The sequence below is a fragment of the Pararhodospirillum photometricum DSM 122 genome, from assembly GCF_000284415.1.
GTDB classification, from domain to species: Bacteria; Pseudomonadota; Alphaproteobacteria; order Rhodospirillales; family Rhodospirillaceae; genus Pararhodospirillum; species Pararhodospirillum photometricum.
In genome coordinates this window covers 3,598,506-3,616,894 of record NC_017059.1, presented here as the reverse complement: position 1 = coordinate 3,616,894, position 18,389 = coordinate 3,598,506, and the positions used below count along the sequence as shown (strand labels likewise).

The following is an 18,389-nucleotide window of genomic DNA, read 5'->3' as shown; positions in this document are numbered from 1 at the left end:
CCACAAGACGCGCGCGCCCCCTGTAATGGCTCTGACCAGTATGGTAAGAGAAGGAGCCGCCACTATCCATGCGTCCCATGGCGGCATGKGGGGGGGGGCCCGTCGGATGCTGCGCGTTGCCACGTTCAATGTGAACGGCCTCAAGGCGCGCCTGCCCGCCTTGCTGGCGTGGCTGGCGGCCGAGCGGCCCGATGTTGTTTTGTTGCAGGAAACCAAGTGCCAGGACCTTGACTTCCCCGTGAGTGCCTTCGAGGATGCGGGCTATCAGGTCGCCTTCCATGGCCAAAAGACCTACAACGGCGTCGCCATCGCCTCGCGCCTGCCCCTGGAAGACATCGAGTCCGGCCTGCCCGGCGATGACGAGGATCCCCAGGCCCGCTACCTGGAAGCCCTGGTCGATGGTCGCCTGCGCGTGGCCAGCCTCTACCTCCCCAACGGCAACCCCACCGACGATCCGATCAAGTATCCCTACAAACTGGCCTGGATGACTCGGCTCATCGCCCGGGCCCGGCACCACCTGTCCCAGGCCCCTGACCTCCCCTTGGTGCTGGGCGGCGACTACAACGTGTGCCCGACCGATGACGACGTCTTTGATCCCGTCGGCTGGGCCGAGGACGCCCTGTGCCGCCCCGAAACCCGCGCGCGCTACCGTGCCTTGGTTCACCTGGGCTTCACCGACGCTTTGCGCGTCCGCCACCCCGCGCCCGGCTTGTTCACCTACTGGGACTATCAAGGCGGGGCCTGGACCAAAAACCATGGGCTGCGCATCGACCATCTATTGCTTAACCCAGCAGCCGCCGACCGGTTGCTGGAGGCCGGCGTGGACCTGTCGCCACGCGGCGAACCCAAGGCCAGCGATCATACGCCGGCTTGGATCAGCCTGGACGTGTGAGCCCCCTCCCCGTCTTGACAACGCAAAGGAGAAGACGCATGAACGATCAACCGGCCACCGAAGCCAAGAAGACGCCGGCCCCCAAAGCGAAGGCCAAGGCCGCCCCCGCCGAAGCCGTCGAAGCCCCAGCGACTGAGGCTCCGGCCCCGGCGGCCGACCCCGTCCCGGCGGCCGAACCCGCCCCGGCGCCCGCCCCCGCTCCCGCGCCGGTAGCCGAAGCAGCGCCCTTGGTGGCCACCGACGCCCAGAAGCGCCGCACCATGCTCATCATTTATGCTCTGTTCGCGGCGTCGATGTTCACCTTCGGGATCACGGCGGTGGTCGCCTACGTTCTCTACATTCGCAAGCAGCGCGACGACTTCAAGGGCACGATCTGGGAGAGCCATATCACGTGGCTGGATCGTACCTTCTTATTCTCGGCCGGCGCGGCGGTGTTGGGCGTGGTGTTGTCGTTCGCCGTTGGCGGTCTGATCTTGGTGCTGGCGCTGGCCTACCTGATGTATCGCGTGGTCAAGGGCTTCCTGGCCTACGACGAAAACAAGGCCATCATCGCCCCCAACGCTTATTACTAAGCCCCCGACGTGTTAGCGGCGGGAGAACGCCGCAACACCACCCCCTGATCCCCGTCGCGTCTCTTTGCCTTGCCTTTGTGCCATGGGGTGTGGGAATGGGGTGGGGTCTTTCAAAAGGCAGGACTGGGGGGGCACGGCCTCCCCAGTTCTCTAAGAACGAGCCCCGAAAAGGGGGAGCTCTTTTCGAAGACGTTGAGCGTCAAAACAAAGATCGAGAGCGCCGTCACTGGATCTGATGAAACACACGGTGCCTGAGAGGCACTCCCCCTGATCCAATCCTTGCGAGGATCTCTGTGGGCAGTGCTCTGTATGCTTCGTTTTTTCCCGGACAAGGATGTTCCGATGACCACCGATACCCCTGAAACACCGTCGTCCACCCCGCCGGTCGAGGAAGCCCCCGCCGCCCCGACGCCCAGCGCGTCGAGCGCGACCCAGCGCGGCTATATCATGATCGCGTATGCCCTCTTCGCCGTGGGCATGATGACCGGGCTGGCCATGATGCTGGGGGGGCGAGGCGGGATTTTTCTCGATCTTTTCGCTGCTGCCGGGGCCTTTCTTGTGTATCGCAACCGGGCCGATTTCATTGGCAGCATCTATGAAAGCCACGCCACGTGGCTTGTGCGCACCTTCGTGCTGACTCTGATCGGGTTGGGCGCCGGCTTTGTTGCCTTCTCCTTCACGATCAGCCGTGACTTTGGCGGCCTTGTCCTGTTGGTGGTGGGGCTGTACTATATCTACCGGGTTTTCAAAGGATTCCGAACCTTTGCGCGTGCACGCAAAATCGCCGATCCCCTTGCCTTCGTCTAAAACGACGCCCAAAAAGGAGAGGCTGCACGGCGCCCACCATGATGATGTTTTTTGCTGAGAGGTCTGGGGAGGCTTCGCCTCCCCGGGCCTTCTTGTTTCCATTCTGCCAGAAAGCCGCCGGCTCTGGCCGTTTCTCTTGTCAGTAAGGCCCTTTGACCATGCCCCGGAGCCCCCTTTTTTGCGCTGCCCTGGTCGCTCTTGGCCTCGGCGCCGTGCCCGAGGCCCGGGCCGATCTGCAACAGGTGGGAAGCTGGTTCGTCGTGGACGAACGCCAGCCTGACGGCAGCTTTTCACACTGCCTCCTGCTCAACGTCTATTACCGTGACACCGAGCGGGTCCTGTTGGGACTGTCCCTGGATCCGAGCCGCCACGCCCTCCTGAGCCTCAGCGACCCCGCCTTGACACGCGCTCGCCCCAAGGGAGAGAGGGGCAGCGTGGCGTTCAACGAAGGCTCCCCCCTCACCCTGCGCGCCACGGGGTCGGGATCCTTGCTGCGCCTTGACCTGCCGCCTTGGCCCGACATTGGCCCGCGCCTGCGTCAGGCCCAGACCCTGCGGATCACGGCCCGTGGATCAAGTGCCTTTTTCCGGCTGCACGACATGCCCCAGGCCCTGGCCGCCCTGGAAAGCTGCGCCGCGACAGGAAAACCGCCCCTGTCGTCTCAAACGCCTTTGGGTCCGCGTTAAACGCGGCCGCGTTCATCCCTCAAGGGGATAAAACTCGCGTAAGCGCTCCAAGATAGGGGTTTCGTAGAGCATGAGTGTCTCGAAGCCCCCAATGCCATGCTCTCCGATCACAATTTGGGGAATGGAGCGAGCCTCGGGCAAGCGCTCCTGCATCCGGGAGAAGTCTTCTCCCCGGGTGACGTCGTGCTCATGGAAGGGGATCTGGTGACCTGCAAACCACGCTTTGACGCGACGGCAAAGGACACATCCTTCGCGGGTATATATTTCCACCTTCATGCCAGTTTCTACCACGTCGCCCTTCAGGACTCCCCAGCCCCCGGGCCTTTCCTGCCAAGAGGGGCCGCACTCCCCTCTCTCGGTTTTCACGCCAGCCCCAGAGCGGACCACGCAGGGGCCTGACGGCAAAATGGGCAACACGGGACTGTGGCCCCGAGCCCTCTACGGAGGCATACGTCCTCAGCCTTCCCTCTTTTTTTGTTCCAGAACACCACGGGCCCGCGAACAGAGGCTTGATGGATCAAGGAAGGACTTCAGGAGGATATCGCTCCCTCATTTTAAAGCAAGCGATCGACCACGCCGCCGGGGTCTTTGCGCCCCGAGAACCGGGCATGAACAACGCGGGTATTGGAGTCATAAATGCCTGCCGCATCGCGAGAGGCATAAATCCCCCCCGACAAATAGCGCGCCGCGGGGGCCGTGGTCGGGCGGAGCTGAACCGAAAAAACGATCCGCGAGACATCGTTACTCGCTAAAATGGCCCCCAGGCGGACGGGGGGATACCCCTGGCGGGAGGAGTAATAGGCGCCGTTGTCGTGGCTGGCTGTTTCCTCGCGGTTGGGCAGAAAATTCTTGCTGCCCCACTCATCGTTGCGTAACCCCTGGTCTTTGAGCGAAACTTCTGCCGAGACGGGCGTCTCCGTGATGGGGGAAAACGCTTGCGGCGAGGCGGTCGCACGGATCCCGTCGCCCAACCGCGTATTGGCGGCGGAGGCATAGGTGGTGGTGGAACTTGTCACCTTGGGGGTGACCGCCATAACCCGCCTCCTCGCTTTTAGGTGGTTTCAAATGGAGATTCACGCGGTCATATAACAAACAGCCAGGGCAATTTTCAATATACGCTCGGGTCGGGCGGATTCCCAGCCTCTTGACCTCCCGTCATACGAAAAGATGTCTACAGGCCTGGAATCATCGCGGCCCCTCCCGCCTCTTGCGCCGGGGCGGGGGTTCTGAAAAACCTAAAGCAGATCTCATGGACGGAGGCGGGCATGACCCACACCTTGCGCATTGCCGTTTCTGGCCCCGACCGCACCGGGCTGGTCGCGGCGCTTACGGGCCGCTTGTTTGACCTCGGGGCTGAACTCGCCGACACCAGCTTTGCGACTCTGGGCCAAGCAGCCGAGTTCACCTTGGTTTGCGATCTCCCCGACGCCATCAGCGCCGACGATGTGCGCCAAGACCTCGCCGGTCTGCCGGCGCTGGCCGGCTATTCCTTGTGGGTCGGTCCCTTCGATCTGCCCGAGGAAGCCGGGGTGGGCAGCACCATCACCCACCGCCTCCTGCTCGCCGGCGGCAATCGCCCGGGGTTGGTGGCGCGTCTGGCCGAGGTTTTCGGCGAATTTGGCGCTGGAATCGTCCGGCTTGATTCAAACCGCCTGAGCGACGGCAAAACCCAGCGCTACCTGATCCGCTTCGAGATCAACCTCCCCGACGACCGGGAAATGGCCTGCCTCGCCACGATTAAAAACACGGCCGAAGACCTGGGGCTCACATTCAGCTTCGAGCGCCTCTGATCCCTCCCCCAGGGACCGTGGGGTCTGGGGAGGCCCGCCTCCCCAGCCTTTCTCCTTTTACCTCACCGACAGCGGCCAATTCCCCCGGGAAACAAGACCACCGACAACGAAGCGGTCCGGTTGGTTAAGGGGCCGCGCAAGGGCGCCTCGATCGCCACAGCGTCGGGCGTTTCCGGCAGTTCGCCCGTTTCAAGATGCTCGGTTATCCAGGGACGCAGCCGGGCCCAGTCCCGGTCCAAAGACGGGGTATCCAACACGATCAGGCAGTCGCTCCCCCCCCGGGGTGTCGCCTCCCCAGGCCAGGGAGCGGGTTCCGGCCTCGGGCCAGACCAGCCGGGATCCGGGAAACGCCCCCAAGAGGTTGGCGGCAGCGTCAAGATTTGCGGCAACCAAGGTTCCCCCGGTGAACCCCTCTGCCTGAATCCCCTCGACCCAAGCCGCGACGGGCAGGTCGGTCAAACATCGGTCACAGTGGAGCGGTCGCACGAAGACGGCCACCCCCAAAGTACCAAGGGGCACCAAGGCGCCAAGAATCATCAAGGCGCCGGCCGCGCGATCAAGGGATCGGGGCCCCGGGCGGGCTGCCGCCACCCGCAACGCGGCCCACACGGGCAAGACCAGGGCAACGGGCATCAGATAGTGCTCACGCAACCGCCCTCCCCCGGCAATCAGGGTCACGATCGACACCAGCGCCAGGGCCAGCCCAACATAGACCAGCAGAAGAATCCGCCAATGCGCGCAGGTCTCCTCGTCCTCGCCGCCAGCGCGAGGCAAGCGGCCGGGCCGAACCCCAGGAACCAGCAGCCCCAGCAGGAGCAGCGGCAACGCCACCCCGGCGACAGGATCAAGCCAGCCTGTGCGTAGCAAGTCCCACAAGCGCCCCGCCAAGGACACGGCGTGGGTCTGCACAAGGCCCGGGACATCATCAAGAATGGTCCGCTCCGCCGCCAGAACCCACAGACCATGGGGCAAGACGATAACCCCGGCCACCGCAAGAGTCAGGACCACCCTGAAATCAAGGAGCCGCTCCCGCAAACGGGGATGGGTCATGGCGGCCAGCAACAAAGCCGCCGCAAATATGACAAAGGTATATTTGGCGAGCGTCCCCCCTCCCAAAGCGATCCCGAGGAGCAAGTAAGGCGAGATCCTGCCTTCCTCCGGGGTGTCGAAGCGGGTCAGCACAAAAAGCAAAAAGGCAAAAGCCGCCACCAGCACGAGACTGTGTGTGAGATTGAGAAAGGCGGTGATGCCGAACAACGTGCTGCACAACAAGCCCAGCACAGCCAAGCCTGCCGGCAAGGTGGCGCCCCGGGCCATCGCCCGCGCTGCCAGCCAGACCAGCAAAAAAGTTGCCCCCAGCCCGAGCACACGGATCAGGGCAAAACTGCCCGGCCCCAGACCAAACAGGGCCAAGGCGCCCTGGGCCAGCCAGTTGTGCAAGGGGGGCTGCTGCGGGTCGTAGCCCAACGCCAGGGTTTGGCTCCAGAACACGGACTCCAGCTCGTCGCGGGGCAAGCCGGTGAACACGACGCCGAAAACCAAACCGGTCGCCAGCAGCACAACACCGACCTCCAGGGCGAGGACAACGGGTGTTGCAACCAGCCCTGCGGCCCCTTGAAAGAGCCCTCCCGAGGAGACGAAGCCCCGCGTCACGACGCCACATCCTCCCGCCGACGGGATTTGTGAATCAGCACGAGATTGCGCGCATAGATCACAAGGCCCAGCCCTTGACCGAAAATGAACACCGGATCCTCCTGGTGGATGGCATACACCAGCAACGTCACCCCGCCCAGCACGCTGAAATACCAGAACGCCACAGGCACGACGGACTTGCGGGCTTTCTCGGACTGGAGCCATTGTACCAGAAAACGCAACGAAAAGAAGAACTGCCCCAGGAAGCCGATGGCAGTCCACAGGGAAACGGTGAAGGCGATGAGGCCAAGGTCGATGATCATGGTCGGTCTCGACAGGAGGGCGGGCGGGAGCGTGGGCTGGGGTATAGCATGCGCCGGCTCGGACTCCACCTTTTCTCCCCAGGGCCATCGGGTGAAGAAAAAAGAGACGACGGCTGAGGAGGCGCGGCCACCCCAGACCTCTTCTTTCCTTTGGTCCTGCGCACGGGAACGATGCCCCGTGCCCCTGGTAAGGATCGCGCGTTGACCCGAGGTCGTCAGGGAGCTATGTCAACAGAGTGGTTTGTCCTGATCCCGAGGTCCCCGTCGCCCCATGGAGATCGACTTTGTTTTCGACACGGCTTGCCCGTGGTGCTACATCGGCAAGCGGAGATTGCGACTTGCCCTGGAAGCCCGCAATGGCCTCAAACCCTTGATGCGCTGGCGGCCGTTTTTGCTGAGTCCTGACATGCCGCTGTCGGGTATGGACCGCCGGGCCTATGTGGAACGCAAGTTCGGTGGCCCGCGACGGGCTGCGCGTATTTTGGAGGCGGCCCAGGCCAGCGCCGAACAGGTGGGCCTTGTGCTCAATTTCGATCGCATCACCCGGACCCCCAACACCATCGACAGCCACCGCCTTGTCCGCCTGGGCGAGACCCCCGCCCAACGCGAAGCCCTGCTGGAGCGTGTGTTCGCGGCTTATTTTGTCGAGGGATGCGATATCGGGGACAAGGACGAGTTGGCACGCATCGGCGCCGCCGAAGGCCTGGATCCCGACCGCGTTGCCGCGCATCTCGCCAGCTTCGATGACATTGCCGATATCATCGCCGAGAACGCCCGCGTGCATGCCATCGGCATGAGCGGCGTGCCGGGCTTTATTTTCAACAGCCGCTACGCCATTGCCGGCGCCCAGGAAACCAATATCTTCCTGCGCCTTGTCGATCTCGCCTTGGAAACCCAGGTGCCCGAACCGGTGACCAACCCCTAAAGAAGAAGGTGGGGCCTGAGGAAGCCTCCTCCCCAGCCTTCTCTTTCTCCCCTTACGACCGCCCGGGCCGCTGCCCGATCGACTGCACGTGGCGCACGAGAATCGCCACCGCCGTCTCCGGGTGCCCCTGACGCAACGCGGTCAGAATGGCCCGGTGATCGCGATCCGACGGGGCTTCCCATTCCGAACGCCACCCGGCGAACAAAAAGCGGGCGCTGGCCACGTGCAAATCGTCGATGAGCTGGAGCAAGCGGGGCATGGCGCAGGGCGTCAGCAACACGCGATGAAACACGCGGTTGGCCTCCTCCCAGGCCCGCACCGTCCCCCGCCCGATCGCCGGCCCGGATGGCTTCCTCGGCCTCGTCGAGGATGGCCTGGGTCAGATGGGGGGCGGCGTGACGCAAGGCGAGCGCTTCAAGAGCGGCGCGCATTTCCGCCACCTCGCGGACATCAGCCGGCGAAAAGGTGGCCACCCGCACCCCGCGCCGGGGCTCGCTCACGGCGAGTCCCTGGGCTTCCAACCGACGAAAGGCCTCGCGCACTGGCACATGGCTGGCGCCAAACTCGGCGGCAATGCTGTCCTGGCGCAAGGGGGCCCCGGGAGCCATGCCCCCGGCAATGATCCGCTCGGCCAAGGCCTGAGCGATGCGCAGCGCGATGGGTTCGCGTTTTTCCTCCACGCTATGCTTCCCGCTGTGATTGATCCCGCCGCAGCTTACCTTCCGCGACACCGTTGGGTCCAGGGGCCACAAAGGGGGCTGGACACTCGGGTAAACGAGCCCCCCGGCCGGCGAGGGCAGTCCCCTCCCTTGCTGGGGTATGCCTCACGCGAAGGGCCTGCGTGACCGAGGGGTCTGGGGAGGCCGCGCCTCCCCCGCCTTCTCTTTCCCCCTCGCCTGTTTTCCGCCGTCCTTCCCCCGATGGCCCTGGAACGTTTTGACCTCGCGCTCCTCCCGGGACCGAGGCGCGGCGGGCACGACCGGCTTGCCCTCGCCAACGCGCGGCCCCTTGGCAAAGGCCGGACGCCCAGCAGGAATCAGGTGGCGCTTGGACGGCCCGATGAGATCGGTGCGCCCCATGTGGCGCAGAGCCTCGCGCAGCAAGGGCCAGTTTTCGGGATCGTGCCAGCGCAAGAATGCCTTGTGCAAGCGACGTTGACGCAACCCCTTCGCTGTAACCACCCGCTCCAGAGCGCCACGGGCCACCGGCACCAAAGGATTGCCCTCGGCGTGGTACATGGCGCTGGCCGGAGCCATGGGGGTGGGCAGGAAAGTCTGGACCTGATCGAGCCGGTAATCGTTGCGCTTGAGCCACAGGGCCAGGGCCAGCATGTCCTCGTCGCGGGTGCCGGGATGGGCGGCGATGAAGTAGGGGATTAGGTACTGCTCCTTACCCGCCTCCTTGGAAAACCGCTCAAACAAGGCCTTGAAGCGGTCATAGGCCGCCATCCCTGGCTTGAGCATCAAGCGCAAGGGCCCGGCCTCGGTATGCTCGGGCGCGATCTTGAGATAACCGCCGACATGATGACTGACCAGCTCGCGCACATAGGCGGGGGAGCGCAAGGCCAAGTCGTAGCGCAGACCCGACGAGATCACGATCTTGCGAATGCCCGGCAGGGCGCGGGCCTTGCGATACAAGGCGATCAGCGGGCCGTGGTCGGTTTGAAGGTTGGGGCAGATGTCGGGATGCAGGCACGACCAGCGCCGACAGACCAGTTGCAGCGCGGCATCGCGGCACGACAGCCGCCACATGTTGGCCGACGGCCCCCCTAAGTCGGAGATCACCCCGGTAAACGCCTCGGTCTTGTCGCGAACCTCGGCGATCTCGCGTAAAATGCTGGCCTCGGACCGGCTTTGGATGATCTTGCCCTCGTGGGCGGTGATGGCGCAAAACGAGCAGCCGCCAAAGCAGCCGCGAACAATACTCACCGAATGGCGGATCATCTCCCAGGCGGGAATGCGCTGGCCGCCATAGGAGGGATGTGGGGGCGCGGGCGTAGGGCAGCTCGAACACCCGATCCAACTCGGGGGTACTGAGCGGCAGGGGCGGCGGCGTGATGAGCAGGTCGCGCTCGCCGTACCGCTGCACCAAGGCGCGGGCCGAGCCGGGATTGCTCTCCAGATGCATGAGCCGACTGGCATAGAGATATTGGGTGGGATCGCCGCGCACGGTGTCGAAATCGGGCAGACGCAGGATCCCTTCCTCCCCGGGCCGCGCCTTGAGGCCACGAAGCGGCGGTCCATCAACGCTGGAGGCATCAAAGAGGGTCAGACGCCCGGGAGTGTCCTCCACGGGCTCGGACAGGGCGAGGGCCACACCGCGCAGATCGGTCATGGTGCGCGGCGACTCGCCCCGGGCCAGCCGGTGGGTCATCTCGACCAGAGCGCGCTCGGCGTTGCCGTACAGCAAGATGTCGGCCTTGCTGTCGAGCAGCACCGAGCGGCGCACGGTGTCGGACCAATAGTCATAGTGGGCAAAACGACGCAGCGAGGCCTCGATGCCGCCCAGAATGATGGGCACGTCGCGGTAGGCCTCGCGGGCCCGCTGGGCATAAACAATGACGGCGCGGTCGGGCCGGTGCCCGGCCTCGCCCCCCGGGGTGTAGGCGTCGTCGCGGCGAATCCGGCGATCGGCGGTATAGCGGTTGACCATGGAATCCATGTTGCCCGCCGTGATGCCGAAATACAGGGTGGGCCGGCCGAGGGCGCGAAAGGCCTCGGCGCTGGTCCAGTCGGGCTGGCTCAAGATCCCCACCCGATAGCCCTGGGCCTCCAGAAGCCGGCCGATCAGGGCCATGCCGAAGGAGGGGTGATCGACGTAGGCATCGCCGGTCACCAGGATAATGTCACAGGCATCCCAGCCCAGGGCGTCCATATCGGCGCGTGACATGGGCAAAAACGGGGCCGGTCCCAGGCGGATGGCCCAGTGCGGCTTATACGAAAACAGAGCTTTAGGGGAGGTCATGCCGGCTTCCTGGCGCGAGAAGCCTTTCCGTATAGCATGGAACCATGGGCGTGACAAAGAAGGAAGGCTGGGGAGGCGGGGGCCTCCCCAGACCCCTCTGATCCTGGGCGCCCCGCCAAGGGCTTGTCTTCCTTGCACAGACCGACACACAAGAGTACGAAAAAGAACCGGAAATACGGTTTCCCTGCAAAATCTCCGACGTGAGGCCCCCCGTGAACATCAAGCGCAGAGCGGTGCTGCCCGTGACGGCCATGGCCGTTGTGGTGGTGTCGTCCAACTATCTCGTTCAGTTTCCCATCAACGATTGGCTGACCTGGGGCGCTTTCACCTATCCCGCCGCCTTCCTTGTCACGGATCTGACCAATCGCCTCGTCGGCCCGCGCATGGCGCGTGGCGTCGCCATGGTCGGCTTCGCGCTGGCCGTCGTGCTCAGTTTGTGGCTGGCCGATCCCCGGATCGCCGTGGCCTCGGGCTCGGCCTTCCTGTGCTCGCAGCTTCTTGACATCACCGTGTTCAACCGCCTGCGCCAACGGGTGTGGTGGTTGCCGCCACTGGTCGCCTCGACGGTGGCCTCGGTCCTCGATACCACGGTGTTCTTCTCGCTGGCGTTTGCCGGCACCGGCCTGCCCTGGCTGACCTGGGCCCTGGGGGACCTCGCGGTCAAGCTGGCCTTTGCTGTCTTGCTGGTGGCCCCCTTCCGGGCCGTGGTGTCGCTGGCCGAGACCCGGCGTCTGGCGGGCGTGCGCTAGTCCCCCCCTTGGTTGAGCAGAGGAAGGCAAGGGCATGACAGAACACGTGGACTGTGTGGTGGTGGGCGCCGGGGTGGTGGGCTTGGCCATTGCCCGGGCCCTGGCCCTGACCGGACGCGAGGTCCTGGTGCTGGAAGCCGCCGAGGCCTTCGGAACCCAGACATCGTCGCGCAACAGCGAGGTCATCCATGCCGGGGTGTATTACGCCCCGGGTAGCCTGAAAGCTCGGCTGTGCGTGGCCGGACGCCAAGCGCTCTATGCGTATTGCGCCGCCATGGGCATTCCCCATGTCCGGTGCGAAAAGCTCATTGTCGCCACGCCCGAGGGCGGCGCCCCTGAAATCGAGCGCCTCAAAACGGTTCAGGCCCGGGCGGCGGCGGCTGGCGTTTCCTTGCACTGGCTGGACGCCGCCCAGGCGCAGGCGCTGGAGCCCGCCTTGCGCTGTAGCGCCGCCCTGCACTCCCCCGAAACCGGGATTGTGGACACCCACACCCTGATGCTGTCGCTTCTGGGCGAAGCCGAGGCCCACGGCGCCACCTTGGTGACCCACGCCCCGGTACGCGGTGGCCGCGCCAGCGCCGAGGGGGTGATCTTGGACGTGGGCGGCGCCGACCCCTTGAGCCTTCAGGCCCGCTTGGTCATCAACGCCGCCGGCCATGGTGCCCAGACCCTGACCCGCGCCCTCGTTGGGGCCAGTCCCGCCGCGATCCCGCCGCAGCACTACTGCAAGGGCAATTATTTCAGCTTGTCGGGCAAGCCGCCGTTTTCGCGGCTGATCTACCCGACGCCGGGCGAAGACTCGCTTGGCCTGCACTATACCCGCGACATGGGGGGGACGTGGACGTTTTGGCCCCGATGCCGAATGGATCTCCCCCCCCGGCCCCGACGCCTTCGACTACACGGTGAACGCGGCGCGGGTCCTGCCCTTTATCGAGGCTATTCAACGGTACTGGCCCGACCTTACCCCCGATCGCCTGCATCCCGATTATGCCGGGGTGCGCCCCAAGATTCAGGCCGAGGGGGAACCGGCCCACGACTTTGTTTTGCAAGGCCCGGCCCAAACCGGCGTGGACGGCTACCTCGCCCTTTATGGGATCGAATCGCCGGGCCTGACCTCCTGCCTTGCCCTTGCTGATCTGGTCGCGGAGACAGTCCGATGCCTCTGAAGCCCTTTTCCCGTTTTGCCCTCGGGACCGGCCTCGCGCTGGCCTGCCTCGCGGCGGGTCCGAGTCATGCCCAAGACAGCCACTTGAAGCCGGTGATTATCGACGCCCGCGATATCACGCCCTGGGTCTACAAGGATCCGCCCTACAAGATCCTGCCCACCGACATTCCCGACCTGCGCGCCCCGGTGCGCGAGGTCATCAACATCCTCACCGAGTACGCCCACAAACGTGACCCCAACTTCAAGGTCTTCATCCGGGGGGGCGAGTTTTTAGCCACCCAAACCCAGCGCGACCTTGATCTGGCGGTGTTACGCAGCAAACCGGGCGACTCGGTCACCCAAATGGCGCAACTGCCCCTGGGCACGCCGCACAAGCGCTTTGTGCGCAACATTGCCGGCATCGTCTTGGACCAGCGCTATTGCGCGCCGCCAACCAACACGCTGGACGACGCGGGGCTGGCTCGGCTCAAGGCCCTGGACCTCAAGCTCATCGCCTTCGAGCGCTGTGCCGATGCCAAGGCGGCCGAGGAAGCCCACAAAAAGGGACAAGCGGATGGCGTGTGGGTGGCGACCACCGACCAGAGCGACCATCCTTTTGGTACCGTCCCCCGCGAGCGACCGGCCAACGAAACGGCCGCCAAAATTCAGACCCTAGATCAGGTCCGCTCCTTGCTGGTGGCCCTGGATCCCTACGGCTATGAGCGGATGGAGGACTGGCTCCGGCCGCTGATCAACAACAATTACGATATGCTGATCATCGAGCCCTTCTTTAACGGCAACATGGCCTTGACCAAGGAGCATGTGACACGACTCAAGTCCAAGGCCCTGGGCGGCCAGCGACTGGTCATGGCCCGCCTGACCCTGGGACTGGCGCAAGACACCCTGCCCTACTGGAAAGATGACTGGAAGGTGGGCAATCCAGCCTTCCTGACCGGCTATTTCCCGGGCCAGTCGGGCCTCTACTGGGTCAACATTCAGGACAAGGCGTGGCTGGAACTGATGGGCAAGGGCTTTGCCAGCCTCATGGACCTGGGCTTCGACGGCTTGGTCCTCGATGGCGTCACCACCTTCTTGCGCGACGAAGCCTTGATGCCGATTTAACGGCAGGCACAAGGGCGGGGGGTGACGAGGCCGCACCTCCCCAGCCCGGGCCTCGCTTGATGGCCTTCAGCCAACGCTATTTATCGTCGAGACGAATGATCAGTTCGTCGGGTCGAACGCGGTTGAGCATGCTGCGCGCCCGCTCGTCGAGCAAATCACGATCAAGACTCTCGGGGGAGAGCCGGGTAACCCGGGCCTGAAGGATGGCCTCCTCGGCCTTGCGCTCGTCGAGAATGCTACGGGCGTGCTCGATTTCCTTATTGAGCCGGGCCAAAGCCAGAACCCCCCGGTCCCCCTGAACCGCGTGATAGCCAAAATAGGCGACGACGAGCATCCCCAGCAGGGAGCCCAGAAAGCCGCGGAGCCGACCACGATGGGAATGAGGGGGCGAAGGTGCCATAGCGCCCATGCAACCATGCTCCAGGACGTCGGGTCAAGAACGAGGCGTCGCCTGGGGCACATTTTCCGCCACCCCCAGCCCCCCGACGCCCCAAGGTCAGGACCGCCCGTCCTCCCCGGCCACCGCCCGCAAGGCGGCATCGTCACACACAAAAACATTGGGTCGCTGCTCGACCAAAATGCCCGCCCGACGAAACTCGGCAATCACCCGGCTTGCGGTTTCGGTGGTGACCCCCAGCATGGCCCCAATATCTTCCCGCCCCAAAATCTCGCACAAGGGCTGGCCACCGGCCCCGCGCTCTCGAGGAATGTCGAGCAAAAAGCGCGCGACCCGAGCCTTGGCCGATCCGGTGGACAAGGCCGTGAGCCACGTATCGGCCTGTCGCACGGTGTTGTGCCAGCGCACCATGAGCTGACGATGCAACCGAGGGGTCTCCTGACTGAGGCGAGTCACCACATCCACGGGAATGCGGCACAACAACACTCGGCGCAGAGCAACGGCGGTGTGCTCGTAGCTCTCCCCCAAGGTCGCCTCCAGCCCCAAGGTATCGCCCGGACGCAGCAGCCGGACAATGCGTTGCGAGCCATCGCCCAGGTATTGAACCAGTTTGACCAACCCGGTGCGCACGGTCAGTAGGGCCCGAGCTTCATCACCCGCGTTATACAGCACGGTCCCCGCCTCAACTTCCAACTCGTCGATGGGCAGATGGATAAGGTTGAAGTCGGCCTCCTGCAAGTCGGCGAACAAGGCGAGATCGCGCAAGGAACACCCGGAACACTCGGCCTGGCCTCGCCATGCGGCCTCAATGCGGCTTCGTTTCACGCTGCTTGGCTCTCCCGGGGGCGCCCCTGATTTTCCGACCATGGCGCTATGGTGCCGCCCCCCGTTCCCGGGGTCAAGCCCCGGGGATCCGGGCTTCAGGCCGCCAGGGCGATCCCTGCATAAAAGATCAGCACGACAGCCTCCAACGCCGTCATGAGGCACAAGGAAGGGGGAGAAAGGGAAGGCTGGGGAGGCGGGCCTCCCCAGACCCCTCGGTCTTTTTTTGGGGGTTACTCGGCGGCGAGGCGCGAGGCCTCGACGAGGGAAAGCGGCGGGACCGGGCGGGACGGACGGCGCGGCCATGCGGTCAGCGGCTGCGGACTGTCGAGCTTGGTCATGTAGGGCCGCAGCCGGGGATTGGCAAGAAACTGCCTCATGGCCATCTGATAGCCCGCCTGCCGGCACTGCGTGATGTTCTCGTGGGTCCAGTGAGGCTTGGCGTCGGGCTGGGCCTCAATCACAATCCACTCGACCTCCCGGCCCTGCCGGGCCAGATGATTTTGGGCTTGGGCGATGTCGTCGTCGCCGATGGTGGCAATCATCTCGGTGACTTGCAGGGCGTAGTTGTCGTGATTGCCCTTGTCCAGACTCAGCGTGCCCGTGTCATTGCTGTGCATGATCTGCACGCAAATCAGCACCTCCAGCGACGGCAAGGCATCCAGAGCGGCCGGCGACAAGGTCGCGACGTCGCGCACCGCGCTCTCGCGATACCACGTGTCGTTAATTTTGGTTTCGCCAATCAGCCAGGGCAAATTGCTCGCGGAGGCCAGCCGCCGCCCATCAAGGGGAGCGAAGTCCGGGTGATCAATGCAATTGGTGGCCAGGGACACGCGAGGCTGGCCAACTTCCAGCAGGCTCATAAGATAGAGCGGCGCCTGCTTGCTATAAACGCTGCCCCAATTGACGGCGGGATCAATCCAGCCTTCCGGGTTCTGGGGATCGTACAACTCGCCAAAGGGACCAATGGGGGCGAAGTAGTATCCGCCCATCATGAACCGCATCATCGGATGCCAAACGCAGAAATTCCGCGTCAAAACGCCGAGATTGCGGTCGGTCGGGTGCAGGAGATAGTCCATACCCGCCTTGAGCACATCAGGAAACAGCTCGGGCGCAAACAGATCCTGATAAGCCTGGGGACTCGTGTAGTACTGGGTGAAGCCTCGCATCCAGGCGGCCACCCGCATGGGAAACAGCGGCGGCAAGGGCGCCTTCAGGTAGTCTTTTTCTGCCATCAGGCCCGCCTTGGAGAAGCGGTCGATGTACGCCGTCGGCGCTCCCCCTTCCACCAGGGCCATCAGGTAGAACAGGGCAACAAAATTGCCCACGCATCCAGGCAGCATGGCATCGGGGACAATGCCCAAGTCGTGCATCGCATCAATCACCCCGACTTCGTAGCCGTAATAGGGCCCCCCCCCGAACGGCACGAAAGCCACCTTGGCGGCATCAGCGCGCTGCTTCCACGCGGCGTAGTCCATCAGATCAAGGGCTTTGGTGTCAAAATCCACATCCATGGGACAGACTCCTGTGGGATTCGGCAGGCGCACCGCTGGTCAAGATCTTTCTTCAAAATCGCGCTAAATTGATCATTCCGCGCATTTTTATCAAAGATCATCCATAACGGGCATTAACGGGAGTGTGCCCCACTTCCCTCTCGCTTTCCAGCTTTTTCTTAAGATCGACACTCTTTTTCGTAGTACAATTCTATGCAAAATATTTCATTACATTTTTTCTTTTCTAAGATGACAGGTCTGCTAAAGCGGCTCTTCTTGCAGGACCTCTTCTCCAAGAATAAGGATCACCTCGCCCGACCACGGGCTGGTCTTGAGACCAAGTGTCGGGAGAACTCTGAAGACACTTCTTCCCTCAGTTCATCACCCCCTCCCCTGCCCGACCGGTTAACACCCGGGGAAATGGCAATTCCCTTTTGTTTTTCTCGCTATTCAAGAAAGATTCCCGGGCATGGCACATCGCAGCCCCCGGGAACCGACATGGCGCTCCGCGCCACCGCCAAAGGGTCTGGGGAGGCTTGACCTCCCCAGCCTTCTCGTTGCTCTCGAGTCCGAGGCAAGCCCGGGAAGCGGCCTCAAGCGCCGCCGCGGCCCGCGTCGAGATGCGCCTGATGCAACACACTGACATGGCGTGGCTGGGGCACCGACACGGGGGCGTTGCGCCGGGAACGCGGTTTGAGGCGCCCCCGCAGTTTGGGGCTGGCCAGAAACTGCGCCATGGCTATCTCGTAGCCCTCCCGCCGGCAGCGCTCCATGTTCTCCACAGTCCAGAAGGGCTCGGCATCGGACTGGGCCTCGATCACGATCCACTCCACATCCCGCCCTTGCTGGACGAGGTGGGTCTTGGCCTGTTCGATGTCGTCATCGCCGATGGTGGCGATCATCTCGGTCACTTGAAGGGCATAATTGTTGTGGTTGCCGTTGTTGAGGGTCAGCGTCCCCGTATCGTTGCTGTCCATGATCTGGACACAGATCATGACGTCGAGAGACGGCAAAGAATCCAGGGCCGCCGGCGTCAGGGTCGCCACATCGCGCACGGCGCTTTCGCGATACCAAGTGCCATTGATATTTGTCTCGGCGATCAACCAGGGCAGATTGCTGCCCGACGCCAGCCGCCGGCCATCCAAGGGGGCAAACGCCGGATGGTTGATGCAGTTGGTGGCCTGAACCACCGTTGGCTTCCCCACCTCTAGCAGGCTCATGATATAGATGGGCGCCTTGTCATTATACACATTGCCCCACTGAATGGCCGGCGCGATCCACCCCTCCGGGTTCTGGGGGTCGTAGAGTTCGCCAAAGGGACCGATGGGAGCAAAATAGTAGCCACCCAGGCCAAAGCGGATCAGGGGATGCCACACTGAAAAATTGCGGGTGAAGATTCCCAGATTCCGCTCGGTAGGGTTCAGGAGATAGTCCATCCCCGATTTGACAACATCCGGGAACAACTCGGGGGCAAAGAGATCCTGATAGGCCTGCGGGCTCATGTAATAGCTGGCAAAGCCGCGCATCCAGGCGGCAACCCGCATAGGAAACAATGGCGGGATGGGGGCCTTGCGGTAGTCCTTCTCCCGCATAAGACCCACTTTGGAGAATTGGTCGATATAGGCGGTGGGGGCGCCCCCCTCGACCAACGCCATGAGATAGAACAGACCGACGAAATTGCCGACGCAGCCCGGTAACAAGGCATCGGGAACAATGCCCAGTTCATCCATGGCGTCGATCACCCCCACCTCATAGCCGTAATACGGCCCTCCCCCGAAGGGAACGAAGGCAATGCGGGCGGCGTCGGCCCGCTCCTTCCAGGTTGTATAGTCGCGTAGCGTCAGGTTTTTAGTATCGAAATCGACATCCATGGGGCAGACCTCCTGCTCGTTTGACGGGGGTTCTTGCACCAAAGAGGGCATCCCCTGCTGGGGAGTCCTTCGAAGGGCATGCCGACGATCTTGGAGGAAACGTTTTTCCCTTACCAGATTTGTATTTTTATCGTTTCGCGTCTCATCCCCGGACACTCGGGTGAATGCCGCTGGGACATCGCCTTGCCCGCACAACCAGG

General features: G+C 63.7%; 18 protein-coding genes and 3 pseudogenes. 10 read left to right on the top strand and 11 right to left on the bottom strand.

The window, feature by feature from the left end:
* Positions 1-106: 106 nt before the first annotated feature.
* The 4 genes from RSPPHO_RS16050 to RSPPHO_RS16035 all read left to right on the top strand — a co-directional run bounded on the left by RSPPHO_RS16050 (position 107) and on the right by RSPPHO_RS16035 (position 2,957).
* Positions 107-892, top strand: coding sequence for an exodeoxyribonuclease III (locus RSPPHO_RS16050; protein WP_041797740.1), 786 nt, complete (start codon positions 107-109; stop codon positions 890-892).
* Between the two features lie 38 nt (positions 893-930).
* A complete protein-coding gene (locus tag RSPPHO_RS20455; RefSeq protein WP_051013953.1) occupies positions 931-1,464 on the top strand; it encodes a DUF4870 family protein in 534 nt (177 codons plus the stop codon).
* Between the two features lie 342 nt (positions 1,465-1,806).
* Positions 1,807-2,271, top strand: a complete 465-nt coding sequence (locus RSPPHO_RS18205; RefSeq protein WP_051013952.1) for a DUF4870 family protein — start codon at positions 1,807-1,809, stop codon at positions 2,269-2,271.
* A 158-nt stretch (positions 2,272-2,429) separates the two neighbouring features.
* A complete protein-coding gene (locus RSPPHO_RS16035) occupies positions 2,430-2,957 on the top strand; it encodes a hypothetical protein (RefSeq protein WP_041795987.1) in 528 nt (175 codons plus the stop codon).
* Between the two features lie 12 nt (positions 2,958-2,969).
* Here the strand turns inward: RSPPHO_RS16035 and RSPPHO_RS16030 are convergent, their stop codons facing one another.
* Both RSPPHO_RS16030 and RSPPHO_RS16025 read right to left on the bottom strand, forming a co-directional pair.
* Positions 2,970-3,233, bottom strand: coding sequence for a glutaredoxin family protein (locus tag RSPPHO_RS16030; RefSeq protein ID WP_041795985.1), 264 nt, complete (start codon positions 3,231-3,233; stop codon positions 2,970-2,972).
* Positions 3,234-3,511: 278 nt separating this feature from the next.
* Positions 3,512-3,991 (bottom strand): hypothetical protein, encoded by a 480-nt coding sequence (locus tag RSPPHO_RS16025; protein WP_014416255.1) that lies wholly within the window; start codon positions 3,989-3,991, stop codon positions 3,512-3,514.
* Between the two features lie 231 nt (positions 3,992-4,222).
* On the opposite strand from RSPPHO_RS16025, the gene RSPPHO_RS16020 reads away from it, so the two are divergent.
* Complete coding sequence (locus RSPPHO_RS16020) at positions 4,223-4,747, top strand: glycine cleavage system transcriptional repressor (RefSeq protein WP_014416254.1); 525 nt, start codon at positions 4,223-4,225, stop codon at positions 4,745-4,747.
* 189 nt (positions 4,748-4,936) lie between these two features.
* Here RSPPHO_RS16020 and RSPPHO_RS16015 read toward each other — a convergent pair whose 3' ends face one another.
* Both RSPPHO_RS16015 and RSPPHO_RS16010 read right to left on the bottom strand, forming a co-directional pair.
* Positions 4,937-6,400, bottom strand: coding sequence for a glycosyltransferase family 39 protein (locus tag RSPPHO_RS16015; protein WP_051013951.1), 1,464 nt, complete (start codon positions 6,398-6,400; stop codon positions 4,937-4,939).
* Positions 6,397-6,702 carry a lipid-A-disaccharide synthase N-terminal domain-containing protein gene (locus RSPPHO_RS16010; protein WP_041795978.1) on the bottom strand — a complete coding sequence of 102 codons (306 nt, stop codon included), beginning with the start codon at positions 6,700-6,702 and terminating at the stop codon, positions 6,397-6,399. Before RSPPHO_RS16010 ends, RSPPHO_RS16015 begins: the two co-directional genes overlap by 4 nt.
* A 271-nt stretch (positions 6,703-6,973) precedes the next feature.
* On the opposite strand from RSPPHO_RS16010, the gene RSPPHO_RS16005 reads away from it, so the two are divergent.
* Positions 6,974-7,627 carry a DsbA family oxidoreductase gene (locus tag RSPPHO_RS16005; protein ID WP_014416251.1) on the top strand — a complete coding sequence of 218 codons (654 nt, stop codon included), beginning with the start codon at positions 6,974-6,976 and terminating at the stop codon, positions 7,625-7,627.
* Between the two features lie 52 nt (positions 7,628-7,679).
* Here RSPPHO_RS16005 and RSPPHO_RS21795 read toward each other — a convergent pair.
* The 3 genes and pseudogenes from RSPPHO_RS21795 to RSPPHO_RS21785 form a co-directional block, all read right to left on the bottom strand.
* A pseudogene (locus tag RSPPHO_RS21795) lies at positions 7,680-8,235 on the bottom strand (GntR family transcriptional regulator).
* Between the two features lie 216 nt (positions 8,236-8,451).
* Complete coding sequence (locus tag RSPPHO_RS21790) at positions 8,452-9,570, bottom strand: DUF3362 domain-containing protein (protein ID WP_339325390.1); 1,119 nt, start codon at positions 9,568-9,570, stop codon at positions 8,452-8,454.
* A 100-nt stretch (positions 9,571-9,670) separates the two neighbouring features.
* A pseudogene (locus RSPPHO_RS21785) lies at positions 9,671-10,501 on the bottom strand (YgiQ family radical SAM protein); the annotation flags it as partial.
* 302 nt (positions 10,502-10,803) lie between these two features.
* Here RSPPHO_RS21785 and RSPPHO_RS15990 point away from each other — a divergent pair.
* The 4 genes and pseudogenes from RSPPHO_RS15990 to RSPPHO_RS15980 all read left to right on the top strand — a co-directional run bounded on the left by RSPPHO_RS15990 (position 10,804) and on the right by RSPPHO_RS15980 (position 13,606).
* The gene (locus RSPPHO_RS15990; protein WP_339325389.1) at positions 10,804-11,340 is read left to right on the top strand and encodes a queuosine precursor transporter; all 537 of its coding nucleotides are present in this window, start codon (positions 10,804-10,806) and stop codon (positions 11,338-11,340) included.
* Between the two features lie 34 nt (positions 11,341-11,374).
* Positions 11,375-12,121 (top strand): annotated as a pseudogene (locus RSPPHO_RS15985) (NAD(P)/FAD-dependent oxidoreductase); the annotation flags it as partial.
* 121 nt (positions 12,122-12,242) lie between these two features.
* Positions 12,243-12,506, top strand: a complete 264-nt coding sequence (locus RSPPHO_RS21780) for an FAD-dependent oxidoreductase (RefSeq protein WP_422610576.1) — start codon at positions 12,243-12,245, stop codon at positions 12,504-12,506.
* Complete coding sequence (locus RSPPHO_RS15980) at positions 12,497-13,606, top strand: Extracellular endo alpha-1 4 polygalactosaminidase or related polysaccharide hydrolase-like (RefSeq protein WP_014416244.1); 1,110 nt, start codon at positions 12,497-12,499, stop codon at positions 13,604-13,606. The genes RSPPHO_RS21780 and RSPPHO_RS15980 overlap by 10 nt, the downstream gene beginning before the upstream one ends.
* Before the next feature lie 76 nt (positions 13,607-13,682).
* On the opposite strand, the gene RSPPHO_RS15975 is transcribed toward RSPPHO_RS15980, so the two are convergent.
* The 4 genes from RSPPHO_RS15975 to RSPPHO_RS15960 all read right to left on the bottom strand — a co-directional run bounded on the left by RSPPHO_RS15975 (position 13,683) and on the right by RSPPHO_RS15960 (position 18,189).
* Positions 13,683-14,015: an FtsB family cell division protein gene (locus RSPPHO_RS15975; protein WP_014416243.1), complete on the bottom strand. Its 333-nt coding sequence runs from the start codon at positions 14,013-14,015 to the stop codon at positions 13,683-13,685.
* Between the two features lie 87 nt (positions 14,016-14,102).
* Positions 14,103-14,870, bottom strand: a complete 768-nt coding sequence (locus tag RSPPHO_RS15970) for a Crp/Fnr family transcriptional regulator (RefSeq protein WP_051013950.1) — start codon at positions 14,868-14,870, stop codon at positions 14,103-14,105.
* Positions 14,871-15,058: 188 nt separating this feature from the next.
* Positions 15,059-16,339, bottom strand: coding sequence for a hypothetical protein (locus tag RSPPHO_RS15965; protein ID WP_041795973.1), 1,281 nt, complete (start codon positions 16,337-16,339; stop codon positions 15,059-15,061).
* Between the two features lie 572 nt (positions 16,340-16,911).
* Positions 16,912-18,189, bottom strand: a complete 1,278-nt coding sequence (locus tag RSPPHO_RS15960) for a hypothetical protein (RefSeq protein WP_041795972.1) — start codon at positions 18,187-18,189, stop codon at positions 16,912-16,914.
* Positions 18,190-18,389 lie beyond the last annotated feature (200 nt).

Bases quoted from the DNA above. Each gene is read 5' to 3' on its own strand.
- RSPPHO_RS16030 (WP_041795985.1), bottom strand. From the start codon at position 3,233: ATGAAGGTGGAAATATATACCCGCGAAGGATGTGTCCTTTGCCGTCGC.
- RSPPHO_RS15960 (WP_041795972.1), bottom strand. From the start codon at position 18,189: ATGGATGTCGATTTCGATACTAAAAACCTGACGCTACGCGACTATACA.
- RSPPHO_RS15980 (WP_014416244.1), top strand. From the start codon at position 12,497: ATGCCTCTGAAGCCCTTTTCCCGTTTTGCCCTCGGGACCGGCCTCGCG.
- RSPPHO_RS16035 (WP_041795987.1), top strand. From the start codon at position 2,430: ATGCCCCGGAGCCCCCTTTTTTGCGCTGCCCTGGTCGCTCTTGGCCTC.
- RSPPHO_RS16020 (WP_014416254.1), top strand. From the start codon at position 4,223: ATGACCCACACCTTGCGCATTGCCGTTTCTGGCCCCGACCGCACCGGG.
- RSPPHO_RS20455 (WP_051013953.1), top strand. From the start codon at position 931: ATGAACGATCAACCGGCCACCGAAGCCAAGAAGACGCCGGCCCCCAAA.
- RSPPHO_RS16050 (WP_041797740.1), top strand. From the start codon at position 107: ATGCTGCGCGTTGCCACGTTCAATGTGAACGGCCTCAAGGCGCGCCTG.
- RSPPHO_RS15965 (WP_041795973.1), bottom strand. From the start codon at position 16,339: ATGGATGTGGATTTTGACACCAAAGCCCTTGATCTGATGGACTACGCC.
- RSPPHO_RS15970 (WP_051013950.1), bottom strand. From the start codon at position 14,870: ATGGTCGGAAAATCAGGGGCGCCCCCGGGAGAGCCAAGCAGCGTGAAA.
- RSPPHO_RS15975 (WP_014416243.1), bottom strand. From the start codon at position 14,015: ATGGGCGCTATGGCACCTTCGCCCCCTCATTCCCATCGTGGTCGGCTC.
- RSPPHO_RS18205 (WP_051013952.1), top strand. From the start codon at position 1,807: ATGACCACCGATACCCCTGAAACACCGTCGTCCACCCCGCCGGTCGAG.
- RSPPHO_RS16005 (WP_014416251.1), top strand. From the start codon at position 6,974: ATGGAGATCGACTTTGTTTTCGACACGGCTTGCCCGTGGTGCTACATC.
- RSPPHO_RS16025 (WP_014416255.1), bottom strand. From the start codon at position 3,991: ATGGCGGTCACCCCCAAGGTGACAAGTTCCACCACCACCTATGCCTCC.
- RSPPHO_RS16010 (WP_041795978.1), bottom strand. From the start codon at position 6,702: ATGATCATCGACCTTGGCCTCATCGCCTTCACCGTTTCCCTGTGGACT.
- RSPPHO_RS21790 (WP_339325390.1), bottom strand. From the start codon at position 9,570: ATGATCCGCCATTCGGTGAGTATTGTTCGCGGCTGCTTTGGCGGCTGC.